This is a genomic window from Gammaproteobacteria bacterium (genome assembly GCA_037388465.1).
Taxonomy (GTDB): Bacteria; Pseudomonadota; Gammaproteobacteria; order SpSt-1174; family SpSt-1174; genus JARRKE01.
In genome coordinates, this window is sequence record JARRKE010000039.1 from 1 (window position 1) to 16,919 (window position 16,919).

A 16,919-nucleotide genomic window follows, 5' to 3' on the forward strand; every position below is an offset into this window, starting at 1 on the left:
TCCTTGAGCTCGGTGTGGTCGTTGGTGGTGCTGGCCGACAGGTTGACCTGGGGCAGCAGGGCGCTGCGCGCGATGGGGCTGTTCTGCTCGGCCGCCTTGTAGGCCTGCTCGGCGGCCAGATAGGTGGCGTCGTTCTGCTGCGCCTGCTGGTACACCGTCAGCAGGTCGGCGCCATGCGCCGTGCTGGCGGCCAGGACCGATACCAGCAAAACCACCATTTGAATCGCTTTCATGGCTGCCTCCTTGAGAATGCGCCGAATCATCGAATCCAGACACTCTGGTCGGTTAGGACCGACCGCAATCCTGCACGCCGTTTTTGCCCTTCTGACTCAGATCCACATGCACTGTCGCCGGCATACCCAGACGCAGTTCACCGCCATCGTCGCACACGTACACCCGAATCTCGTACACCAGATCCGTACGTATGCCGGGTGACTCGACTGTCTTGGGTGTGAACTGTGCCGTCGGAGAAATGTAGCCGACCCAGCCTGCGTAGCGCTTGTCGGGAAAACTGTCCGTGGACACGGTTACCGGCATGCCTTCGGTCAGCTTGCCCAGATCGGGTTCGTCGACATAGGCGCGCACCCACAATGGCTGCGTCAATGCCAGGGTATAGACGGGATTCTGCGCCGAAGCCATGTCGCCGGGTTCCAGCAGACGGTTCTGAATAATGCCGCTGGCGGGCGCATACAGGTCACTGTCCTGCAGATTGGTTTTGGCCAGGCCCAGCTTGGCCTGGTCGGCCTGCAGGCTGGCCTTCGCCGCCGCGATATCCTCCTTGCGCGGCCCGGCCAGGGCCAGTTCCAATGCAGCCTTGGCCGCCTTGACCTTGGCGTTGGCCACATTCAGGGCAGCCTCGGCATCGTCGCGCTGTTGCCTGGAGGCCATTTCGCGCTTTGCCAGATCACTGATTCGGTTAAAACTGAGCCGGGCGTTAATCCGCTGCGCCTTGGCCAGATCGAGATCTGCCCGGGCCTTGCGAATATCTTCCGGCCGGGTGCCTGCCTCGAGACGATTGACGACTTCCTGTTGAGCCTGCACCTGCGCCTGAGCCTGCTTGAGATTTTCCTGTAATCGCCGCGTATCGAGCCGCGCCAGCAATTCGCCCTTTTTCACGCGTTGACCTTCCTGAACCGGCATGGACTCGATACGCCCGGAGGCATCGAAGGCGAGTTGCACCTGGCGCAGATCCACATTGCCATACAGTGTCAACTGAGCCCCGTTACCCTCACGGTGGTGACCAACCCACCAGGCCGCCGTTCCACCCGAAACCAGTACCAACACAACCGCCACGATCAACACCCGTTTCATCTTCGACATGTCGTGCTCCTCAATCCGTTCTTTTTTCCGGCGTCCCGGCTTCGCCATAGAGCAGGTCAACCGTCTGGTCAACGAGACGATCCACAAACTTCCGATCCACCTTCAGTTGAAAAACATGCTCCGCCGCACCACGTGCAACAAAGGGAAACAGCGCCAGACTCATCACACCCAATGCGGCCAGGTTCGGGTCGAGCCTGGCCGACAACTCACCACGGGCCTGATCCCGCTCCAACTGCGCGCGCAAATCGCCGCCCACCCGGGATGCAAATTCTTCAATAAAAGGCTCCCGCAACTTTCCTTCATCCTCGAATACTTCCTGCATTACCAGTTGGGGCAACCACGGCGCCTCCAATATCGCATGCGTGTATTGCTGCAGAAACTGATGCAGCGTGGCCCGGCCCGATAACTCCGGGTTCTGCGCCACATGCTGAAACTGCTGCATCACCGGTCCGATCACTTTCCTCACCAGTTCCAGAACCAGTCCCTGCTTGCTGCCGAAGTAATAGTTGATCAGGGCCGGGTTGACACCCGCCCGCTCGGCAATCAAACGCACCGAACTGCGCCGGTAGCCCTGTTCGGTGAGGATTTGCGCTGTGGCGTCCAGCAGTTGACGGCGTATGCGCTCAGGCTCCGCCGCACCGCGCGGCCTGCCGACCCCGCGCACTTCCGTCTTTGGCTGCCGTTTCCGCGCCATGTTCATCGCAATAAAATTAAACGTTCGTTTAATATAAATATGCACCAAAACATCGTCAAGCGGTGCATCGATTTTTTTATTCCTTCAGGAGCCGGAAGGCGGCGGCGGGAGGGAAACAGGTTTAGAGGGCCTGCTCGTTTTCGGAAGGCATCTGCAGGTGAAAACCCTGATTTTTCAGGTTGTTATAGACCTGTTGCGGATCTTCCTGGGCCAACCTGCGGTCAGGGGTCAATTCAAATTCGAGTGCAAATTCAGGCTCGCCAAACACTTTGCGCAAGCCGTCGGGCACCTGGTCGAAATCATCTTTGGCCGCCAAGTAAATGTAGGTATCGGCCCGCCGCGTACTCCGATAAACGTAGCACTGCATGGCGATCACTGCTGCTGGGCTGCCGTTTGCGCCGGTGCTGCGTTCTGGCTGGCCACCGACTGGTTTGCAGCGGGCTGCGCAGGCGTGGTGCTCTGGCTCGTCGTGTCCGGTTCGTCCGTCGCAGGCTGCGTGGGGGCTGGTTCGTCCGTCGCAGGCTGTGCCGGCGCCGTGATCGGAGCCGGCTGGGTGGCTGCAGGTTGTGCCGGCGCCGCGGGGGCAGCCTGGTCCGTCGCAGGCTGTGTCGGTGCGGTGGCGGGAGCCGGTTGGCTGGTCGCAGGCTGTGCCGGCGCCGCAGGGGCCGCCTGATCCGTCGCGGGCTGAGCAGCTGGTGCAGTGGCGGGAGCCGGCTGACTGGCTGCAGGTTGCGTCGGTGCCGCGGACTGCGCGGGGGCTGTAGTCGCCGCAGGTTGTGCCGGAGCCGGTTGCGCGGCGGTGGGCTGTACCGGCACGGTAGCCGGACTCGGTACAGGCTGATTGGCGTTCTGCAGGCTTTGCTGTTGCGCCTGCAGCACACTCAGTGCCTGCGCCACACTGCCTTGCGGAGCATATACCAGGATCTGGTGCAGGTCGGAATATGAATACTGCAGGTCGGCAGTCCCGCCGCCCAGGTTCTGCTGAATATAGAGCGAGTCGTCGTCGGCCTTGGTCATGACCCCTTCCTTGGTCTCTCCGGTGTCCATGCTGATGCGGATCACCCGCCCCACAAAGCTCGGGGCAAGCTTGGGACTGAGCACCTGCCAGGCCATCTTGACGTTGGAATCGGGCAACTTCTTGATGCTGCCTTTCGGCGGCAGGGGAACGATCTTGGGCTGCATGTACTCGCTATAGTCGTTCTCGGGTTCTTTTTTGTCGGCCAGGCCCTTGGCCTCCACCTCGGCCTGATTCGGGACGGCAACGTCGCCGGGGCGCTGCAGGTCGATACTGCAGATCGCGGTGTTGCGCCAACCGAACTCAGCCAGCTGCTCGCAAACTCCCTTGTCACCGCCGCCATAGAATCCGCCGGCGGCCACCAGCACACCGACGATGGACATCAGAAAGCCCCGATGCGCCTGATTCCAGTGACTGAAGACAAACAGCAGGTTCAGGCCGGGAACGATGCTCACCAGGGTCCACACGACGCCCTGCTGGGCAGCCTTGCGGATAATCAATACCGCCCCGGCCACGAACAAGACGAAGCCCAGCGCGAATACATAGAACATGGTGCCCTGCATCTCTCTCCCCAACTCCTTGCCGCGTCAGCCGGGCCAGTGTATCCCAATCGACGCGCCTTGACCCAAGGTGGTGCAACTTTGACCAGCGCGCACCTGTAAGTGTCCTGCCAAGCCGCCCCGTTCGGCAAGCGCCTGACGGGACCGAATGCTAGTCCTCCAGATAGGTATAGCCCGCCAATCCTTCGGACAGCTCGGAGATGATCTTGTCATGCAGCCGCTGGTCGAGGTCGGCGGCTGCCACCTTGTCCTCGCAAGCCCGTAGCAAACCCACCGTATCATAGTGCACCAGGCTCAACAGTTCCTCGACCGCGTCACCCGATTCCGATTCGCGAAGCGTATACCCCTTTCCGTCCGAGTCCAATGCCACGTTGATGGAATCCGTGTCCCCGAACAGGTTGTGCAGATCCCCCAGGATTTCCTGGTACGCACCAACCATGAAGATGCCGAGCAGGTAGGGCTCGTTCTCCTCGATGGCATGCAACGGCAACGAAGCGCTCAGCCCTGCGCCGCTGACATATCGATCCACGCGCCCATCCGAATCGCAGGTCAGGTCCTGCAGTACGGCGCGGCACTGTGGCGCTTCGTTCAGGCGGGCAAGCGGCATGATCGGGAAGATCTGATGGATGGCCCAGACGTCGGGTATGGACTGGAATACCGAAAAGTTGCAAAAGTATTTTTCCGCCAGCTTGTCCTCGATGTCCCGGCGGATCTCCGCCGGGAGCGGCACCGCCTCGTCCATCAGACGGCGGCATACGGCAAAATACAGCTGTTCCGCCTGCGCACGCTCCGCCAGCCCCAGCTGCTCATGCGTGAACAGCAACTGCGCCTCGTTAAGCCAGTACACCGCGTCGTGGTACAGCTCGCTGCCGGTCCGCTCCCCTACGGCGCGGTAGAGTTCCCACAAGGCGTGCAATACCCGATCGTCCGACTCGGTGGGCGGCTGTAATTCGTTTTGCCCGGGCGCCGCTTCGGTGTCGATCACGTTGGTGAGCAGCACGGCATGATGGGCGGTCATCGCCCTGCCCGACTCGGTGTAGATGTCGGGATGCGGCAGGCCGTGCGCCTCGCAGCTGTCGTGAATGCTGCGCACGATGCTGTTGGCGTATTCCTGGATGCTGTAGTTGATGGAGCAATCGCTGCGCGAGCGGGTGCCTTCGTAGTCCACGCCGAGTCCCCCGCCCACGTCGACGACCCGGACCTGCGCGCCCAGCCGGTGCAGTTCGGCGAAGTAATGCGCGGCCTCCCGCAGACCGTTCTGGACGTCGCGGATATTGGCGATCTGGGATCCCATGTGAAAATGCAGCAGCTTGAGCGCGGGCAGGGCATCGGCCTCGCGCAGCGTCTCGACAAGTTCCAGGGCCTGACCGGCCGACAGGCCGAACTTGGCCTTTTCGCCGCCGGTATTCTGCCACTTACCCTTGCCGATCGAGGCCAGCCGTATCCGCATTCCCAACCAGGGCTCCACACCCAGATCCTGCGCCTCGCGCAGGACCAGATGCAGCTCGGAGGGCTTTTCGATCACGATATAGGCGCGATGCCCGAGCAGGCGGGCGATCAGCGCCAAACGAATGTATTCGCGATCCTTGTAGCCGTTGCACACGATGACGCCGCCCGGCCGGGAGAGCGCCAGCACCGCCATCAGTTCGGGCTTGCTGCCCGCCTCCAGCCCCACATGCCCGCTGGCCAGGATCTGTTCCACCACGCTGCGCTGCTGATTCACCTTGATGGGGTAAACCGGCGTGTAGTCGCCGCGATAGGCCACATCCTGCATGGCACCGGCGAAGGCGTCGCGCAGCTGCCCCACCCGGTCATGCAGGACGTCCTCAAAGCGCACCAGCACCGGCCAGCGCAGCCCCGCATCCCGCAATTCGTGCGCCAGCGCATGCAAATCGACCTCGCCGCCCGCACGGCTGCGCATGACGGCCCGCCCGGCCTCGCTGATATCGAAATAACCGTTACCCCAACCCGCGCAGTTGTACAGCTTGCGGGCCGCCTCAAGGCTCCAGTTCGTGTCATTCATACCGTTCCAGCCTGTCCGATACCTGCATGGGGGCGGTATGATAAGCGTTTTTTAGACCCTGCAAACGGGAGCATTGCGATGACCCTGGACGAAAACTGGTTTAGCGAAACCTGCGCCGAGGCCGGCAGCGCCTTCTCTCTCAAGATCAAGCACAAGCTGCACGAGGAGCAGACGCCTTACCAGAAGATAGAAATCTATGAAACCGAACAGTTCGGCAACCTGATGGTGATCGACGGTTTCGTGATGCTCAGCGACAGGGACAACTTCCTCTATCACGAAATGATGTCCCATCCGGCGCTGTTCAGCCATCCCGCCCCCAAGCGGGTGGTGATCATCGGCGGCGGCGACTGCGGCACGATGAAGGAGGTTTTGAAGCACCCCGAAGTGGAATCCGTCCTGCAGGTCGAGATCGACGAACGCGTCACCCGGCTCTCCGAACAGTTCTTCCCCGCCCTGTGCGAATCGAATGGCGACCCCCGCGCCGGATTCTTTTTCGGGGACGGCATACAGTGGATGAAGGATGCCGAGCCGGGCTCGGTGGATATCATTATCGTCGACAGCACCGATCCGATCGGTCCCGCCAAGGGCTTGTTCTCGGAACCGTTCTACCGCGACTGTCTGCGCGCCCTCGGAACCGACGGCCTGATCGCCCAGCAAAGCGAATCGCCGCTTTACCATCTGGACTCTATTCTCAAACCCATGCACGACGAGATGCGCAAGGCCGGCGCCCTGGATACGCTGACCCTGTTTTATCCGCAGCCCGTGTATCCCTCGGGCTGGTGGACCACCACCCTGGCCGGCAAGTCAGCCCCCATTACCTTCTTGCGCGAAGAACAGTGCGAAGAAAAGACCTTCGCCACGACGTATTACAACGACGCGATTCACCGGGCCTGCATGGCCGTGCCGGAATTCGTCCGCAAGTCGCTGATGAGCTGACGAGGCTCAGTTACACCACTTGTCGACCTGCTGCTGCGCCGCTTCCAGCGCATCGGCGCGCTGCGCATCCGTGTAGTAGTGGCGCTGGCCGTTTGCGTCGGTTCTGAAAATACGCCCCGCATTCTGATACATCCGCAGCCGCTGCCTGGCATTGCCGCAGTTACGTTCACGCTGCGCCTCGCGCTTGGCCTTTGCGGCCCGCTGCTTGTCGCGCTGGCGGTTCTCCTTCTCCAGCGCCCGGGTCAACCGCCTGCGGTCCACTTTCCCCGTCGGGCCGTTATCGCCTTCCATGACCTGGATCGGATTGTCGGATTTTTGCGGGTCTTCCTTTTGCGCACCCTGTGGAGGCGCCTGATCTCCGTAATGGACGCGGCCATACTGGTCGGTCCATTTATAGATCTCGGCATGTGCCCACAACGGCATGCCTACGAGCAGCAACCATGCGAATCGCTTCACCTCAGACTCCTTTGCTTTCCAGGCGGTCCAATCGTAGCCGCATTCGCTCGTCGAACAAATGCCGCGAGCCGGCCCACACGGCAATGACCGTGCCGAGGCCGGTGGCCACGACGATCAGCAAAAAAATCATGATCTGGTATTTGACCGCCTCGATGGGCGGGCTGCCCGCCAGGATCTGGCCGGTCATCATGCCCGGCAGGCTGATAATGCCGGCCGCAGCCATGGAGTTCACGATCGGCATCAAACCACTGCGCAGACTCTCACGCCGCGCCTCGACGACAGCCTCGTGCCAGACATGCCCCAGCATCAGACGCGCCTCGATCAGATGCCGTTCACGCCACGCGGTTTCCGTGAGTCGGTCCAGCGAGAGGGAAATGCCCGACATGCAGTTGCCAAGCAGCATGCCCAGCAGGGGAATCGCGTACTGAGGCTCGTACCACGGCTCCGGCCCGATGATCGTCAACAGCGCCAATATCGCCACCAGAAATGCCGACGCCGACAGGGACGCCGTACCCAGGCCGATCCCCCACCAGCCGGTGAAGCGGCGTTTCTGACGCTGCATCACCTCGCGGCCGGCCAGCCCGGCCATCACCAGACCCAGCAGCATCACCCAGTACCAGTCGCTGATCGCGAACAGCAGCTTGAGCACATAGCCGATGAACAGCAACTGCAGGGTCATGCGCAGGGCGTTGATCAGTAAGGGGCGGGAATCGAATCCCAGCCGCGAAACGGCCGCCGCCAGCAGCAACACCAATACGCCGGCAATGCCCAGATCGAGCGGCGTCAGAGAAATCAACGGGTCGCTCATGCGGCCACCTGCTTGTCATCGATCAGCAATTCACGTCCTCCCACCCGTGCACGCTGCATCGGGTCATGACTGACCCACACGGCCGCGGCGCGCATTTCGCCCAGATACTCCCGCACCAGGCGCTCCACTCCGCGCGTATTGGCTGCATCGAGATTGGCGGTCGGCTCGTCCAGCAACAGGACCCGCGGCCGGTTGGCGAGCAGCCTCAGCAAGGCGAGCCGCTGGCGCTCCCCGGAAGACAACCGGCCGACGCGCCAATCCAGCGCGTCCGCCGTGAATCCGAGTTCGTTCAGCCATTTCTCGTCCACCACCCCGAAATGCTCGCGCACGGTTTCCCCCCACCAGCCGGACTCCGCCGGCAGCAAACCGACCGCCTTGCGCCAGGCCTGCGGCGTGTATTCCTTCTGTGGCCGCCCCTCCAGCAGCACCTCGCCCTGATGCACATCGAGGTCCGCAATGGCACGCAACAACTGCGACTTGCCGACACCGGACGGCCCGCCGACGGCCAGACACTCGCCCGCCCGCAGGGAAAAGGAAACGGGTTTGAAATGCGCGCTTGAGAGTTCGTGCAGCTCTAACAGGATCGACATGTGATTCGAATGCGAGGGGTCATGCCGAAAGATTACCGGAAGCGACATGCCCTAGGCCAAAAAAAGCGGGCGCCCCTAAGGACGCCCGCCGATACCACTTGTACTGCGGTGAGAAGCGGCTTACAGGTTGTAGGCCTTCTCGTCGTGCAGCGCGGTGTCGAGACCTTCGGTCTCCTGCTCCTCGCTGACACGCAGACCGATAATCACGTCGACCACCTTCAGGATGATGAAGGTCGCGATTGCATCGTAGATGATGGTCGCCATGACGGCCTTGAACTGCACCCACAGCTGATGACCCATGGTCACGCCGTCGGCCAGGCCGGCACCACCGAAGGCTTTGGCCACGAACACGCCGGTCAGCATGGCACCGATGATGCCGCCGATGGCATGCACGCCGAAGGCGTCGAGCGAATCGTCATAGCCGATCGCCTTCTTGAGGGCAGTGGCGGCGAAGAAGCAGCCCAGACCCGCGGCGAAGCCGATGGCCAGCGCACCCATGGGGCCCACGAAACCGGAGGCCGGGGTGATGGCGACCAGACCGGCCACCGCACCCGAGATGATGCCCAGGGTGGTGGGTTTGCCGTGCGCAATCCACTCAGCGAACATCCAGGTCAGACCCGCCATGGCGGTGGCGATCTGGGTCACGGCCATGGCCATGCCGGCAGTGCCGTCAGCCGCCAGCTCGGAACCGGCGTTGAAGCCGAACCAACCGACCCACAGCAGGCCGGCGCCGACCACGGACAGCATCAGGCTGTGCGGCGGCATCGCAGTGGTGGGATAACCCTTACGTTTGCCGAGCACCAGCGCAGCCACCAGACCGGCAATACCGGCATTGATGTGCACGACGGTACCGCCCGCGAAGTCCAGGGCGCCGTCGTTGCCCAGCCAGCCGCCGCCCCACACCCAGTGGGTGATCGGGGAGTACACGGCCAGCGACCAGATGCCCAGGAACCACAGCATGGCGGAGAACTTCATGCGCTCAGCGAACGCACCGACCGCCAGGGCCGGGGTGATGATGGCGAAGGTCAGCTGGAAGATGGCGAACACGGTCTCGGGAATCGAACCACTGATCGCATCCGTGGTGACGCCATTGAAGAACATCTTGCTCAGACCGCCGACGAAGCTGCCGCCATCCGCGAACGCCAGGCTGTAGCCCGCGATGGTCCACAGCACGGTGACCAGACAGGTCACGGCGAACAGTTTCATCATCATGGCCAAGGCGTTCTTGGTACGCACCATACCGGCGTAGAACAGCGACAGACCGGGGATGGTCATCATCAGCACCAGGGCGGTGGACGTCAGCATCCACGCGGTGTCGCCCGAATTGAGCGTCGGCGCCTCGTCTGCGAAGGCCAGCATCGGCAGGAACAACGCGCCGAGACCTCCAAGGATTGCGAAAATTCGCTTGGTATTTACCAGATTCATGGAAATAAGCCCTCCTAAGACTCAGAGTGCGTCGGGACCGGACTCGCCGGTACGGATACGGATTGCCTGCTCCAGGGGATAGACGAAGATCTTGCCATCGCCGATCTTGCCGGTAGCAGCCGACTTGGTGACAGCCTCGATCACGCGATCGAGCAGACCGTCATCGACGGCGACTTCCAGCTTCACCTTGGGCAGAAAGTCCACCACGTACTCGGCGCCACGGTAGAGTTCCGTGTGCCCCTTCTGGCGACCGAAGCCTTTGACCTCGGTCACAGTAATGCCCTGCACGCCAATCTCGGACAGTGCGGCTCGCACGTCATCGAGCTTGAAGGGCTTGATTATTGCCGTCACAAGCTTCATGAAAGGTTGCCTCCTTATATTTCGGGAAAGGTTCAGCCCGCGCGCTCAACGGACGGGATTCGTACCTCGCCTGCTATAAAGCAGGTTGCGTGCCACCAGGCACAACCCGCTGAAATCCATAGGTTTTGAGGTCTATCAAGAAGGATGGGGGCCATTTTGGTGCACCAGCGATGAGGCGGCCGGTTCTTTTTGCACCACCATGGTGCACCATTTCAGTGCGCAAATTAAGGGTAAGGCGGAAGGCGGAAGGCGGAAGGCGGAAGGCGGAAGGCGGAAGGCGGAAGGCGGAAGGCGGAAGGCGGAAGGCGGAAGTATTGTGCTTTGCCTCACGCACAATAAAAAAGCGCGGCCCGAGGGCCGCGCCAGTCACAACTCAGGTACTGCAGGTCTTACAGGTCGAAGCTCTTGCTGTAGGACACGGCGAAACGCGGGGTGTCGCCCTTCAGCGTGGTGTTGCTCACGGCGAAGACGAAATCGTCCTTGCTCAGGCTCACGCTGTAATCGGTGGAGCTCTTCTCCAGCTTTCCGGTGTCGTAGTCAGCGAAGAATGCATTCTTGGCGCTGTAGTTGCCGACGTGGAAGCTGAGCGAGGTCTTGCTGGGCAGCTCCAGATCGTAAGCGGCTTCAACATAAACGGTCGGGTTGTCCTCGGTACGGTCCAGCGCCATATCGGCGTTCGGGCTGTAGGAAACCTTACCGCTCAGGCCCATCCAGGAAGCGCCGACATAGGCTTCGTAGAAGGAGGTGTCGCTGTTGTTCGAGGCCTTGCCGTACTGCGGGTAGGCATAGTTCACGACACCGATGTCCAGACCGACGTCACCGAAGGTCGGCGCCCAACCGGCATAGGTGTCGAGTTCGGTGCCGTCACCGCCCCAGGTCACATTCGACGTCCAGGCGCCGATATAGAGATCGGCGGGCAGGGCATAGTCCAGACCGCCGGAGATGGCCGCCTGATCATTCGTCTGGGTGAAACCACGCCAGATGTAGTTGCTGGTGAGACCGAGGTTGCCGGTGAAGGCAGAGTCGGCCATGGCCATACCGCTGCTCAGCAGTCCGCCGGCAATCAGGGTGGCCAGTGCAGTCTTCTTAAATTTCATGGGATCACTCTCCTCTTGAGGATTAGGTACAGGTTAATGCCCACCCGGCTTAATGCAGTTGCCGTGCCAACTACAGCAACCATCAGAAAATCATGAAGTTATGTATTTTCAGAAGTTTGTGACAATTGCGTTAAGCGGGTGCATAGAGCATAGACCGCACCAGAGCGGTGCACCATCTCGGTGCCGGTGTCCGTCATGGAGCAAATCGGTTATGGTTTAGGGAAATCCGTGGAGAACGGCCATGCTGGACAGTAAACAACTCGATGACCTGGCGCGTCAGCTTGCCGGGATGATGCCGGAAACGGTTAAGACCCTGCAGGCGGACGTGGAGAAAACCCTGCGCGCCGGCCTGCAGGGCGGGCTGCGCAAGCTGGACCTGGTAACCCGCGAGGAGTTCGAGGTACAAAGTGCCCTGCTGATTAGAACCCGGGAAAAACTCACCGCGTTGGAAAAACGCGTCAGGGAGCTCGAAGAGCAGCAGTCTTAAACCCTCAAAACAAAAGGGGCCTCAAGGATGAGTCTCGCCGTCGTACACAGTCGCGCCCTGGATGGGCTGCAGGCACCTCCGGTCCGGGTCGAGGTGCATCTCGGCAACGGCCTGCCAGGTATGACCATCGTCGGCCTGCCGGAGGCCGCGGTAAAGGAAAGCAAGGACCGCGTCCGCGCCGCGATCCAGAACAGCCATTTCGAATTCCCCGCGCGGCGCATCACCGTCAACCTCGCCCCCGCCGACCTCCCCAAGGACGGCAGCCGCTTCGACCTGCCCATCGCCCTGGGCATTCTCGCCGCAAGCCAGCAAATTCCCGCCGAGGCCCTGGAAAACCAGGAATTTCTCGGCGAGCTCGGGCTGGGTGGCGAACTGCGCGGTATCCGCGGCGTACTGCCGGTTGCGCTGACCCTGCGCAACAGCGGCCATCCCCTGGTACTTCCCCGAGACAATGCTGACGAGGCCGCTCTGGCGAGCGGCCTAAAAGTGCTGCCCGCCGACCATCTGCTGGAAGTCAGTGCTCACCTGTTGGCCCAAACATCGCTGATCCAGCACGGCTCGCCCACAGGCGTAGGGAAAAGGCTCATCGGCAGCGAAGGGGATCTGACCGACGTACGCGGCCAGCATCAGGCACGGCGTGCGCTGGAAATTGCCGCCGCCGGCGGCCACAACCTGCTCATGGTCGGCCCGCCCGGCACCGGCAAGACGATGCTCGCCAGTCGTCTGGCCACCATCCTGCCGCCCATGACCGAAACCGAAGCCATGGAGCACGCGGCAGTGGCCTCCATCAGCGACCAGGGTTTTCACATCGACCAATGGGGACAGCGACCGGTACGGGCGCCCCACCACACCGCCTCCGGCGTGGCGCTGGTGGGCGGCGGTTCGACGCCCCGGCCGGGCGAGATCTCGCTCGCCCATCACGGCGTGCTGTTCCTGGACGAACTCACGGAATTCGACCGGCGGGTGCTGGAGGTGCTGCGCGAGCCGCTGGAGACCGGCCGCATCACCATCTCGCGCGCGGCCCGCCAGGCGGAATTCCCGGCGGGGTTCCAGCTCGTGGCCGCCATGAACCCCTGTCCGCAGGGTTACGACTGCGACCTGGATACGAACTGCCGTTGCACACCGGACCAGCGGCGACGCCATCGTAATCGCATTTCTGCGCCGCTGCTGGACCGCATCGACCTGCAGATCGAGGTCCCGCGCGTGCCCCGCGAAGTGCTGCAGGATACGCAGCAGACCCCCGAATCCAGCGCCGCGGTCAGAACACGCGTCATCTCCGCGCGCGAGCGCCAGCTCACGCGCCAGGGCGGCATCAACGCCCGGCTCACCAATCGCGAAGTGGAAACCTACTGCGCTCTGGCCGCGTCCGAACAGACGCTGCTGGCCCAGGCCATGGAGCGCTTTCGCCTGTCCGCACGCGCCTATCACCGCATTCTCAAGGTGGCGCGGACCATCGCCGATCTCGCCGGCAGCGACGACATCGAGGCGCAGCACCTGAGCGAAGCGCTCACCTATCGCGCCATGGACCGCCTGCGCATCCAGGAATAATCTTCCCGCCCCTTTCTGTAGCAGCTCAACACGGAACCGCCGACAGGCAGCCAGTGTCTTAGCAGGCACACCCCGGCACAGGAGCGATGCCATGGACTACCCTCAGGCTGAACAACAGATCACCCAGATCCAACAGCAGACGCAGGACGTGAAAAACCGCCTGCAACAGTTTGCGCAAAAACTTGCGGGGACGATGGAGGACCAGAGCGCGGCGCGCGATCTGGCGATGGATTTACGCGAAATAGCCCTCGGCATCCAGCAGCAGGAGCAACAAACCCTGCTCGTCATCCAGCAAATGGGGCAGCACATCCAGCAGCTCGAACAGGCGGTATCGATGCATCCGCCCGCAGCGCAATACGCCCAGCCGCGCGGCTGGGGTGCGGGCAGCGGATTCCTGGGCAACCTGACTACCGGCCTTGGCCTCGGTGCCGGCATCGGTGTCGGCGAAGATCTCGCCAACGACCTGTTCAATCTTTTCTAGCCTGGCCCGGGGAACTGATACCCCTGATAGCTTTCACCCCCTGAGCCGGGCACTCGCCCATCACGCTACAACGAACGGGATTGTCATTATTGTGAAACAATAATTCGATATTTATAAAAATATGAAAACGCTAAACGCCGCCGAACTGCTGGCCGCTCTCGGGCACGAATCCCGTCTCGCCATCTTCCGTCAGCTCGTGGAGGCTGGACCGGACGGCATCAATGCCAGCGCCATCGGCAAAAAGCTGGGAGTTGCCCCGCCGACCCTGTCGTTTCATCTGGCCCACCTGAGTCGCGTGGGGCTGATCAAGGGAAAGCAGGAAAGCCGCTTCATCTATTACTCGGCTGACTATGACGTAATGGATGACCTGCTGGCCTTTCTCACGAACAACTGTTGCAAAGGCGACGCATGCCTGCCCAAAACCGCCGGGGCATAGACCGCCGCAAGCGCTGAACGCTGTTTCAAAAAACTCGCTATTCAGGGGGAATCATGAGCGAGCATGTCTATAACGTCCTGTTTCTGTGCACGGGCAACTCGGCACGCAGCATCATGGCCGAGAGCATTCTCAACAAGATGGGCAAAGGCCGATTCCGGGCATTCAGCGCGGGCAGCCATCCGACCAGCGAGGTCAATCCCTTCGCGCTCGAGATTATCGATCAAATGGGCTGGCCCACGGCGGAACTGCGCAGCAAGAGCTGGGACGAATTCTCGGAACCCGAAGCACCCCAACTCGATTTCGTCTTCACGGTCTGCGACAAGGCGGCCGGCGAGGTCTGCCCCGTCTGGCCCGGCCAGCCGGTCACGGCCCATTGGGGCATCGACGATCCGGCAGCCGTTGAAGGCGATGACGAGGCAAAACGCCGCGCCGTCTCAAATGCGTTCCGACAACTGACGACCCGCATCAACCTGTTCCTGTGCCTGCCGATCCCAAAGCTCGACACGCTGTCCCTCAAACATGAACTCGATGAGATCGGGAAACATCGGGATTCAGACACATAAGCCGATGTGCATGGCGCATGCGGCCAGGGTCATCCCGCCGCATGCGCCAGATCGCTTGCAGACCCACGCAGCAGGCGTGCGAATACGACCGGCATCACGATCAACACCAGCGGCATCTGCACGGCCAGTCCGGCGATGATCGCGATCGCCAGCGGCTGCTGCATGGCCGAGCCCTGCCCGATTCCCAGCCCCAGCGGCAACAAGGCGAGGATCGCCGCCAGTGTGGTCATCGCGATCGGGCGCATGCGGTTGACGCCCGCCTCGACGATGGCCTGCGCCGGTGGCAGTTGCGGCGCCAGAATCACCAGTTCCGAGAAATAGAACACCGCCACCTCGGTGACGATGCCGATGATCATGGTCATTCCCATCAGGGCCGTGATATTGAGGGTCTGGCCGCTCACCCATAAGCCGAGAAACACTGCGCTGACCGCCAGCAGCGGTGCAGTCATGATCGCAAGCGCGATGCGAAACCGTTCATAGATGAACAGCAACGCCAGGAACACCAACGCCGCCGCGGCCACGAACACCAGGGTCAGGGCATGGAAGGCGATCTGCTGTTGCCGGTACAGCCCGCCCAGCGTGTAATACACGCCCTTGGGCAACAGGCCTGGCCTGGCCAGCGCCTGTTTCACATCCGCGATGGCCGCACCGAAGCCGCGCCCCTCGATGCGGGCAGAGACCTCCACCACCGGTTTGAGATCATAGCGGGTAATCTGCGGCACACCGGTGACCTGCTTGAGGGTCGCGACACGCGACACCGGCACCAGGTGTCCGTCCGGTGCGCGCAGGTCGAGACGCAGGATACGCTGCAGGCTGGCATGCTGATCGGCGGGTATCCACACTCGCACGCCGATCACCTTCTGCCCCTGCTGGATATGCGTCGTGACGACGCCGCTCAGGTACGCGCGCAGCTGGCGGGTCACTGCAGCCGGGGTGAAACCTTCCAATGCGGCCTTGACGCGGTCGACACGAATCTCAACCGCATCGCCCGCCACCACCAGTCCGTCCTGTACTTCCTTCAGACCGCGCACCCCGGCGATGGCCTGCGCTACCCGCGGCGCCAGCTTCACCAGCTGGTCCCAGTTATCCCCGAACAGGCGTATGACCACCGGCCGCGGCGAGCCGGTCAGGTCGCCGATCAAGTCCTGCATGGGCTGGTTCATATCCTGCACCTGCAGCCCCGGCACCTCGTCGTGAATACGCTGCGCCACGCGATCCATGACCGCCTGCTGGCCGCGTGCGCTCTTGAGCCGGACAAAAAAGTCGCCCTGGTTGGCCTCGGTGATGCCGCCGCCCAGCTGCGCCCCCGTGCGTCGTGACCAGGTATCGACCTCGGGTGTGGTCTTGAGGATGTGCGCCACCTGCTCGAGCAGGCGGTCGGTCTCCGCCAGTGAGGTACCGGGCGGGGTCTGGTAATCGAGCACGAAACCGCCTTCGTTCATTTCGGGCATGAACCCGGACGGCACCTGCATAAAGGCCAGCCAACCGGCACCCAGCAGCGGTACCACCCCTGCCAGCAACCATAGCGGCCGATTCAAAACCCGCTGCATGATCGCCCGGTAGCGATCCTGTACCCAGTGCGTCAGCCGCCCCCCCGCATCGTGTTCGGCATCCTCCGGCCCCAACAGTCGTTCGGCGATCAGCGGCAGCGCCAACCAGGCGAAAAAGAACGAGACCACCAGACTGGTGGCCATGGTCAAGGACAATGCCTTGAAGAATGCGCCGGTCACTCCGGATAAAAAGGCCAGCGGCACGAAGATGATGATGGTGGCGGTGCTGGAACCGGCCAGCGGCTGGGTGAACTCGCGCGCGGCGTCCAGCACGGTGCGCGGACCGTGGCCATGCTCATGCAGGCGCCGCACCAGGTGTTCGAGCATCACAATGACGTCGTCGATGATCAGCCCGACAGCCGCGGCCATGCCGCCGAGGGTCATGATGTTGAAACTCATGCCGAGCACGTGCAGCAGGACGGCGGCCGAGGCCAGGACCGACGGCACCAGCACCAGTGTGATGAGGGTGAGCTTGACGTTGCGCAGGAACAGGAACAGCACCAGCGTGGCGAACAGCACGCCCAGAATGATCGCATCGCGTACCGAACCCGCCGAGCCCAGGATCAGCCC

General features: G+C 62.2%; 19 protein-coding genes. 6 read left to right on the top strand and 13 right to left on the bottom strand.

The window, feature by feature from the left end:
- The 6 genes from P8Y64_08925 to speA all read right to left on the bottom strand — a co-directional run.
- On the bottom strand, nt 1-233 hold a 233-nt coding region (locus tag P8Y64_08925), incomplete at its 3' end, for a TolC family protein (GenBank protein MEJ2060592.1).
- A 52-nt stretch (nt 234-285) separates the two neighbouring features.
- On the bottom strand, nt 286-1,320 hold the full coding sequence (locus P8Y64_08930; GenBank protein MEJ2060593.1) for an efflux RND transporter periplasmic adaptor subunit: 1,035 nt from the start codon (nt 1,318-1,320) through the stop codon (nt 286-288).
- Between the two features lie 10 nt (nt 1,321-1,330).
- Nucleotides 1,331-2,059 carry a TetR/AcrR family transcriptional regulator gene (locus P8Y64_08935; GenBank protein MEJ2060594.1) on the bottom strand — a complete coding sequence of 243 codons (729 nt, stop codon included), beginning with the start codon at nt 2,057-2,059 and terminating at the stop codon, nt 1,331-1,333.
- A 76-nt stretch (nt 2,060-2,135) separates the two neighbouring features.
- Nucleotides 2,136-2,381, bottom strand: coding sequence for a YcgL domain-containing protein (locus P8Y64_08940; GenBank protein ID MEJ2060595.1), 246 nt, complete (start codon nt 2,379-2,381; stop codon nt 2,136-2,138).
- Nucleotides 2,382-2,386: 5 nt separating this feature from the next.
- Nucleotides 2,387-3,592 (bottom strand): hypothetical protein, encoded by a 1,206-nt coding sequence (locus tag P8Y64_08945; protein MEJ2060596.1) that lies wholly within the window; start codon nt 3,590-3,592, stop codon nt 2,387-2,389.
- 148 nt (nt 3,593-3,740) lie between these two features.
- Nucleotides 3,741-5,612, bottom strand: coding sequence for a biosynthetic arginine decarboxylase (gene speA, locus P8Y64_08950; protein ID MEJ2060597.1), 1,872 nt, complete (start codon nt 5,610-5,612; stop codon nt 3,741-3,743).
- Nucleotides 5,613-5,690: 78 nt separating this feature from the next.
- Here speA and speE point away from each other — a divergent pair, with 78 nt between their 5' ends.
- A complete protein-coding gene (gene speE / locus P8Y64_08955) occupies nt 5,691-6,548 on the top strand; it encodes a polyamine aminopropyltransferase (protein MEJ2060598.1) in 858 nt (285 codons plus the stop codon).
- Nucleotides 6,549-6,554: 6 nt separating this feature from the next.
- Here speE and P8Y64_08960 read toward each other — a convergent pair whose 3' ends face one another.
- From P8Y64_08960 to P8Y64_08985, 6 genes are all read right to left on the bottom strand, one after another.
- Complete coding sequence (locus P8Y64_08960; protein ID MEJ2060599.1) at nt 6,555-7,004, bottom strand: DUF4124 domain-containing protein; 450 nt, start codon at nt 7,002-7,004, stop codon at nt 6,555-6,557.
- A 1-nt stretch (nt 7,005) separates the two neighbouring features.
- On the bottom strand, nt 7,006-7,812 hold the full coding sequence (gene fetB / locus P8Y64_08965; GenBank protein ID MEJ2060600.1) for an iron export ABC transporter permease subunit FetB: 807 nt from the start codon (nt 7,810-7,812) through the stop codon (nt 7,006-7,008).
- Entirely contained in the window at nt 7,809-8,402 is a 594-nt protein-coding gene (locus P8Y64_08970) for an ATP-binding cassette domain-containing protein (protein MEJ2060601.1), read from the bottom strand. Before P8Y64_08970 ends, fetB begins: the two co-directional genes overlap by 4 nt.
- 120 nt (nt 8,403-8,522) lie before the next feature.
- Nucleotides 8,523-9,827, bottom strand: a complete 1,305-nt coding sequence (locus P8Y64_08975) for an ammonium transporter (protein MEJ2060602.1) — start codon at nt 9,825-9,827, stop codon at nt 8,523-8,525.
- Nucleotides 9,828-9,848: 21 nt separating this feature from the next.
- Nucleotides 9,849-10,187, bottom strand: coding sequence for a P-II family nitrogen regulator (glnK, locus tag P8Y64_08980; GenBank protein MEJ2060603.1), 339 nt, complete (start codon nt 10,185-10,187; stop codon nt 9,849-9,851).
- Nucleotides 10,188-10,576: 389 nt separating this feature from the next.
- A complete protein-coding gene (locus P8Y64_08985; GenBank protein ID MEJ2060604.1) occupies nt 10,577-11,284 on the bottom strand; it encodes a TorF family putative porin in 708 nt (235 codons plus the stop codon).
- 241 nt (nt 11,285-11,525) lie between these two features.
- On the opposite strand from P8Y64_08985, the gene P8Y64_08990 reads away from it, so the two are divergent.
- From P8Y64_08990 to P8Y64_09010, 5 genes are all read left to right on the top strand, one after another.
- A complete protein-coding gene (locus P8Y64_08990; GenBank protein MEJ2060605.1) occupies nt 11,526-11,771 on the top strand; it encodes an accessory factor UbiK family protein in 246 nt (81 codons plus the stop codon).
- A gap of 27 nt (nt 11,772-11,798) precedes the next feature.
- On the top strand, nt 11,799-13,319 hold the full coding sequence (locus P8Y64_08995) for a YifB family Mg chelatase-like AAA ATPase (GenBank protein ID MEJ2060606.1): 1,521 nt from the start codon (nt 11,799-11,801) through the stop codon (nt 13,317-13,319).
- 91 nt (nt 13,320-13,410) lie between these two features.
- Nucleotides 13,411-13,800, top strand: a complete 390-nt coding sequence (locus P8Y64_09000) for a hypothetical protein (protein MEJ2060607.1) — start codon at nt 13,411-13,413, stop codon at nt 13,798-13,800.
- Nucleotides 13,801-13,921: 121 nt separating this feature from the next.
- Nucleotides 13,922-14,236: a metalloregulator ArsR/SmtB family transcription factor gene (locus P8Y64_09005; GenBank protein ID MEJ2060608.1), complete on the top strand. Its 315-nt coding sequence runs from the start codon at nt 13,922-13,924 to the stop codon at nt 14,234-14,236.
- A gap of 53 nt (nt 14,237-14,289) precedes the next feature.
- Nucleotides 14,290-14,799 carry an arsenate reductase ArsC gene (locus P8Y64_09010; GenBank protein MEJ2060609.1) on the top strand — a complete coding sequence of 170 codons (510 nt, stop codon included), beginning with the start codon at nt 14,290-14,292 and terminating at the stop codon, nt 14,797-14,799.
- Nucleotides 14,800-14,828: 29 nt separating this feature from the next.
- On the opposite strand, the gene P8Y64_09015 is transcribed toward P8Y64_09010, so the two are convergent.
- A partial coding sequence (locus tag P8Y64_09015) for an efflux RND transporter permease subunit (GenBank protein MEJ2060610.1) occupies nt 14,829-16,919 on the bottom strand: 2,091 nt, incomplete at its 5' end.

What these genes read in the sequence shown, in the direction of transcription:
- P8Y64_09005 (MEJ2060608.1), top strand. Translation starts at nt 13,922, where the DNA reads ATGAAAACGCTAAACGCCGCCGAACTGCTGGCCGCTCTCGGGCACGAA.
- P8Y64_09000 (MEJ2060607.1), top strand. Translation starts at nt 13,411, where the DNA reads ATGGACTACCCTCAGGCTGAACAACAGATCACCCAGATCCAACAGCAG.
- P8Y64_08990 (MEJ2060605.1), top strand. Translation starts at nt 11,526, where the DNA reads ATGCTGGACAGTAAACAACTCGATGACCTGGCGCGTCAGCTTGCCGGG.
- P8Y64_08945 (MEJ2060596.1), bottom strand. Translation starts at nt 3,592, where the DNA reads ATGCAGGGCACCATGTTCTATGTATTCGCGCTGGGCTTCGTCTTGTTC.
- P8Y64_08970 (MEJ2060601.1), bottom strand. Translation starts at nt 8,402, where the DNA reads ATGTCGATCCTGTTAGAGCTGCACGAACTCTCAAGCGCGCATTTCAAA.
- P8Y64_08930 (MEJ2060593.1), bottom strand. Translation starts at nt 1,320, where the DNA reads ATGTCGAAGATGAAACGGGTGTTGATCGTGGCGGTTGTGTTGGTACTG.
- speE (MEJ2060598.1), top strand. Translation starts at nt 5,691, where the DNA reads ATGACCCTGGACGAAAACTGGTTTAGCGAAACCTGCGCCGAGGCCGGC.
- P8Y64_08975 (MEJ2060602.1), bottom strand. Translation starts at nt 9,827, where the DNA reads ATGAATCTGGTAAATACCAAGCGAATTTTCGCAATCCTTGGAGGTCTC.
- P8Y64_08985 (MEJ2060604.1), bottom strand. Translation starts at nt 11,284, where the DNA reads ATGAAATTTAAGAAGACTGCACTGGCCACCCTGATTGCCGGCGGACTG.
- speA (MEJ2060597.1), bottom strand. Translation starts at nt 5,612, where the DNA reads ATGAATGACACGAACTGGAGCCTTGAGGCGGCCCGCAAGCTGTACAAC.
- P8Y64_09010 (MEJ2060609.1), top strand. Translation starts at nt 14,290, where the DNA reads ATGAGCGAGCATGTCTATAACGTCCTGTTTCTGTGCACGGGCAACTCG.
- P8Y64_08940 (MEJ2060595.1), bottom strand. Translation starts at nt 2,381, where the DNA reads ATGCAGTGCTACGTTTATCGGAGTACGCGGCGGGCCGATACCTACATT.
- glnK (MEJ2060603.1), bottom strand. Translation starts at nt 10,187, where the DNA reads ATGAAGCTTGTGACGGCAATAATCAAGCCCTTCAAGCTCGATGACGTG.
- fetB (MEJ2060600.1), bottom strand. Translation starts at nt 7,812, where the DNA reads ATGAGCGACCCGTTGATTTCTCTGACGCCGCTCGATCTGGGCATTGCC.
- P8Y64_08995 (MEJ2060606.1), top strand. Translation starts at nt 11,799, where the DNA reads ATGAGTCTCGCCGTCGTACACAGTCGCGCCCTGGATGGGCTGCAGGCA.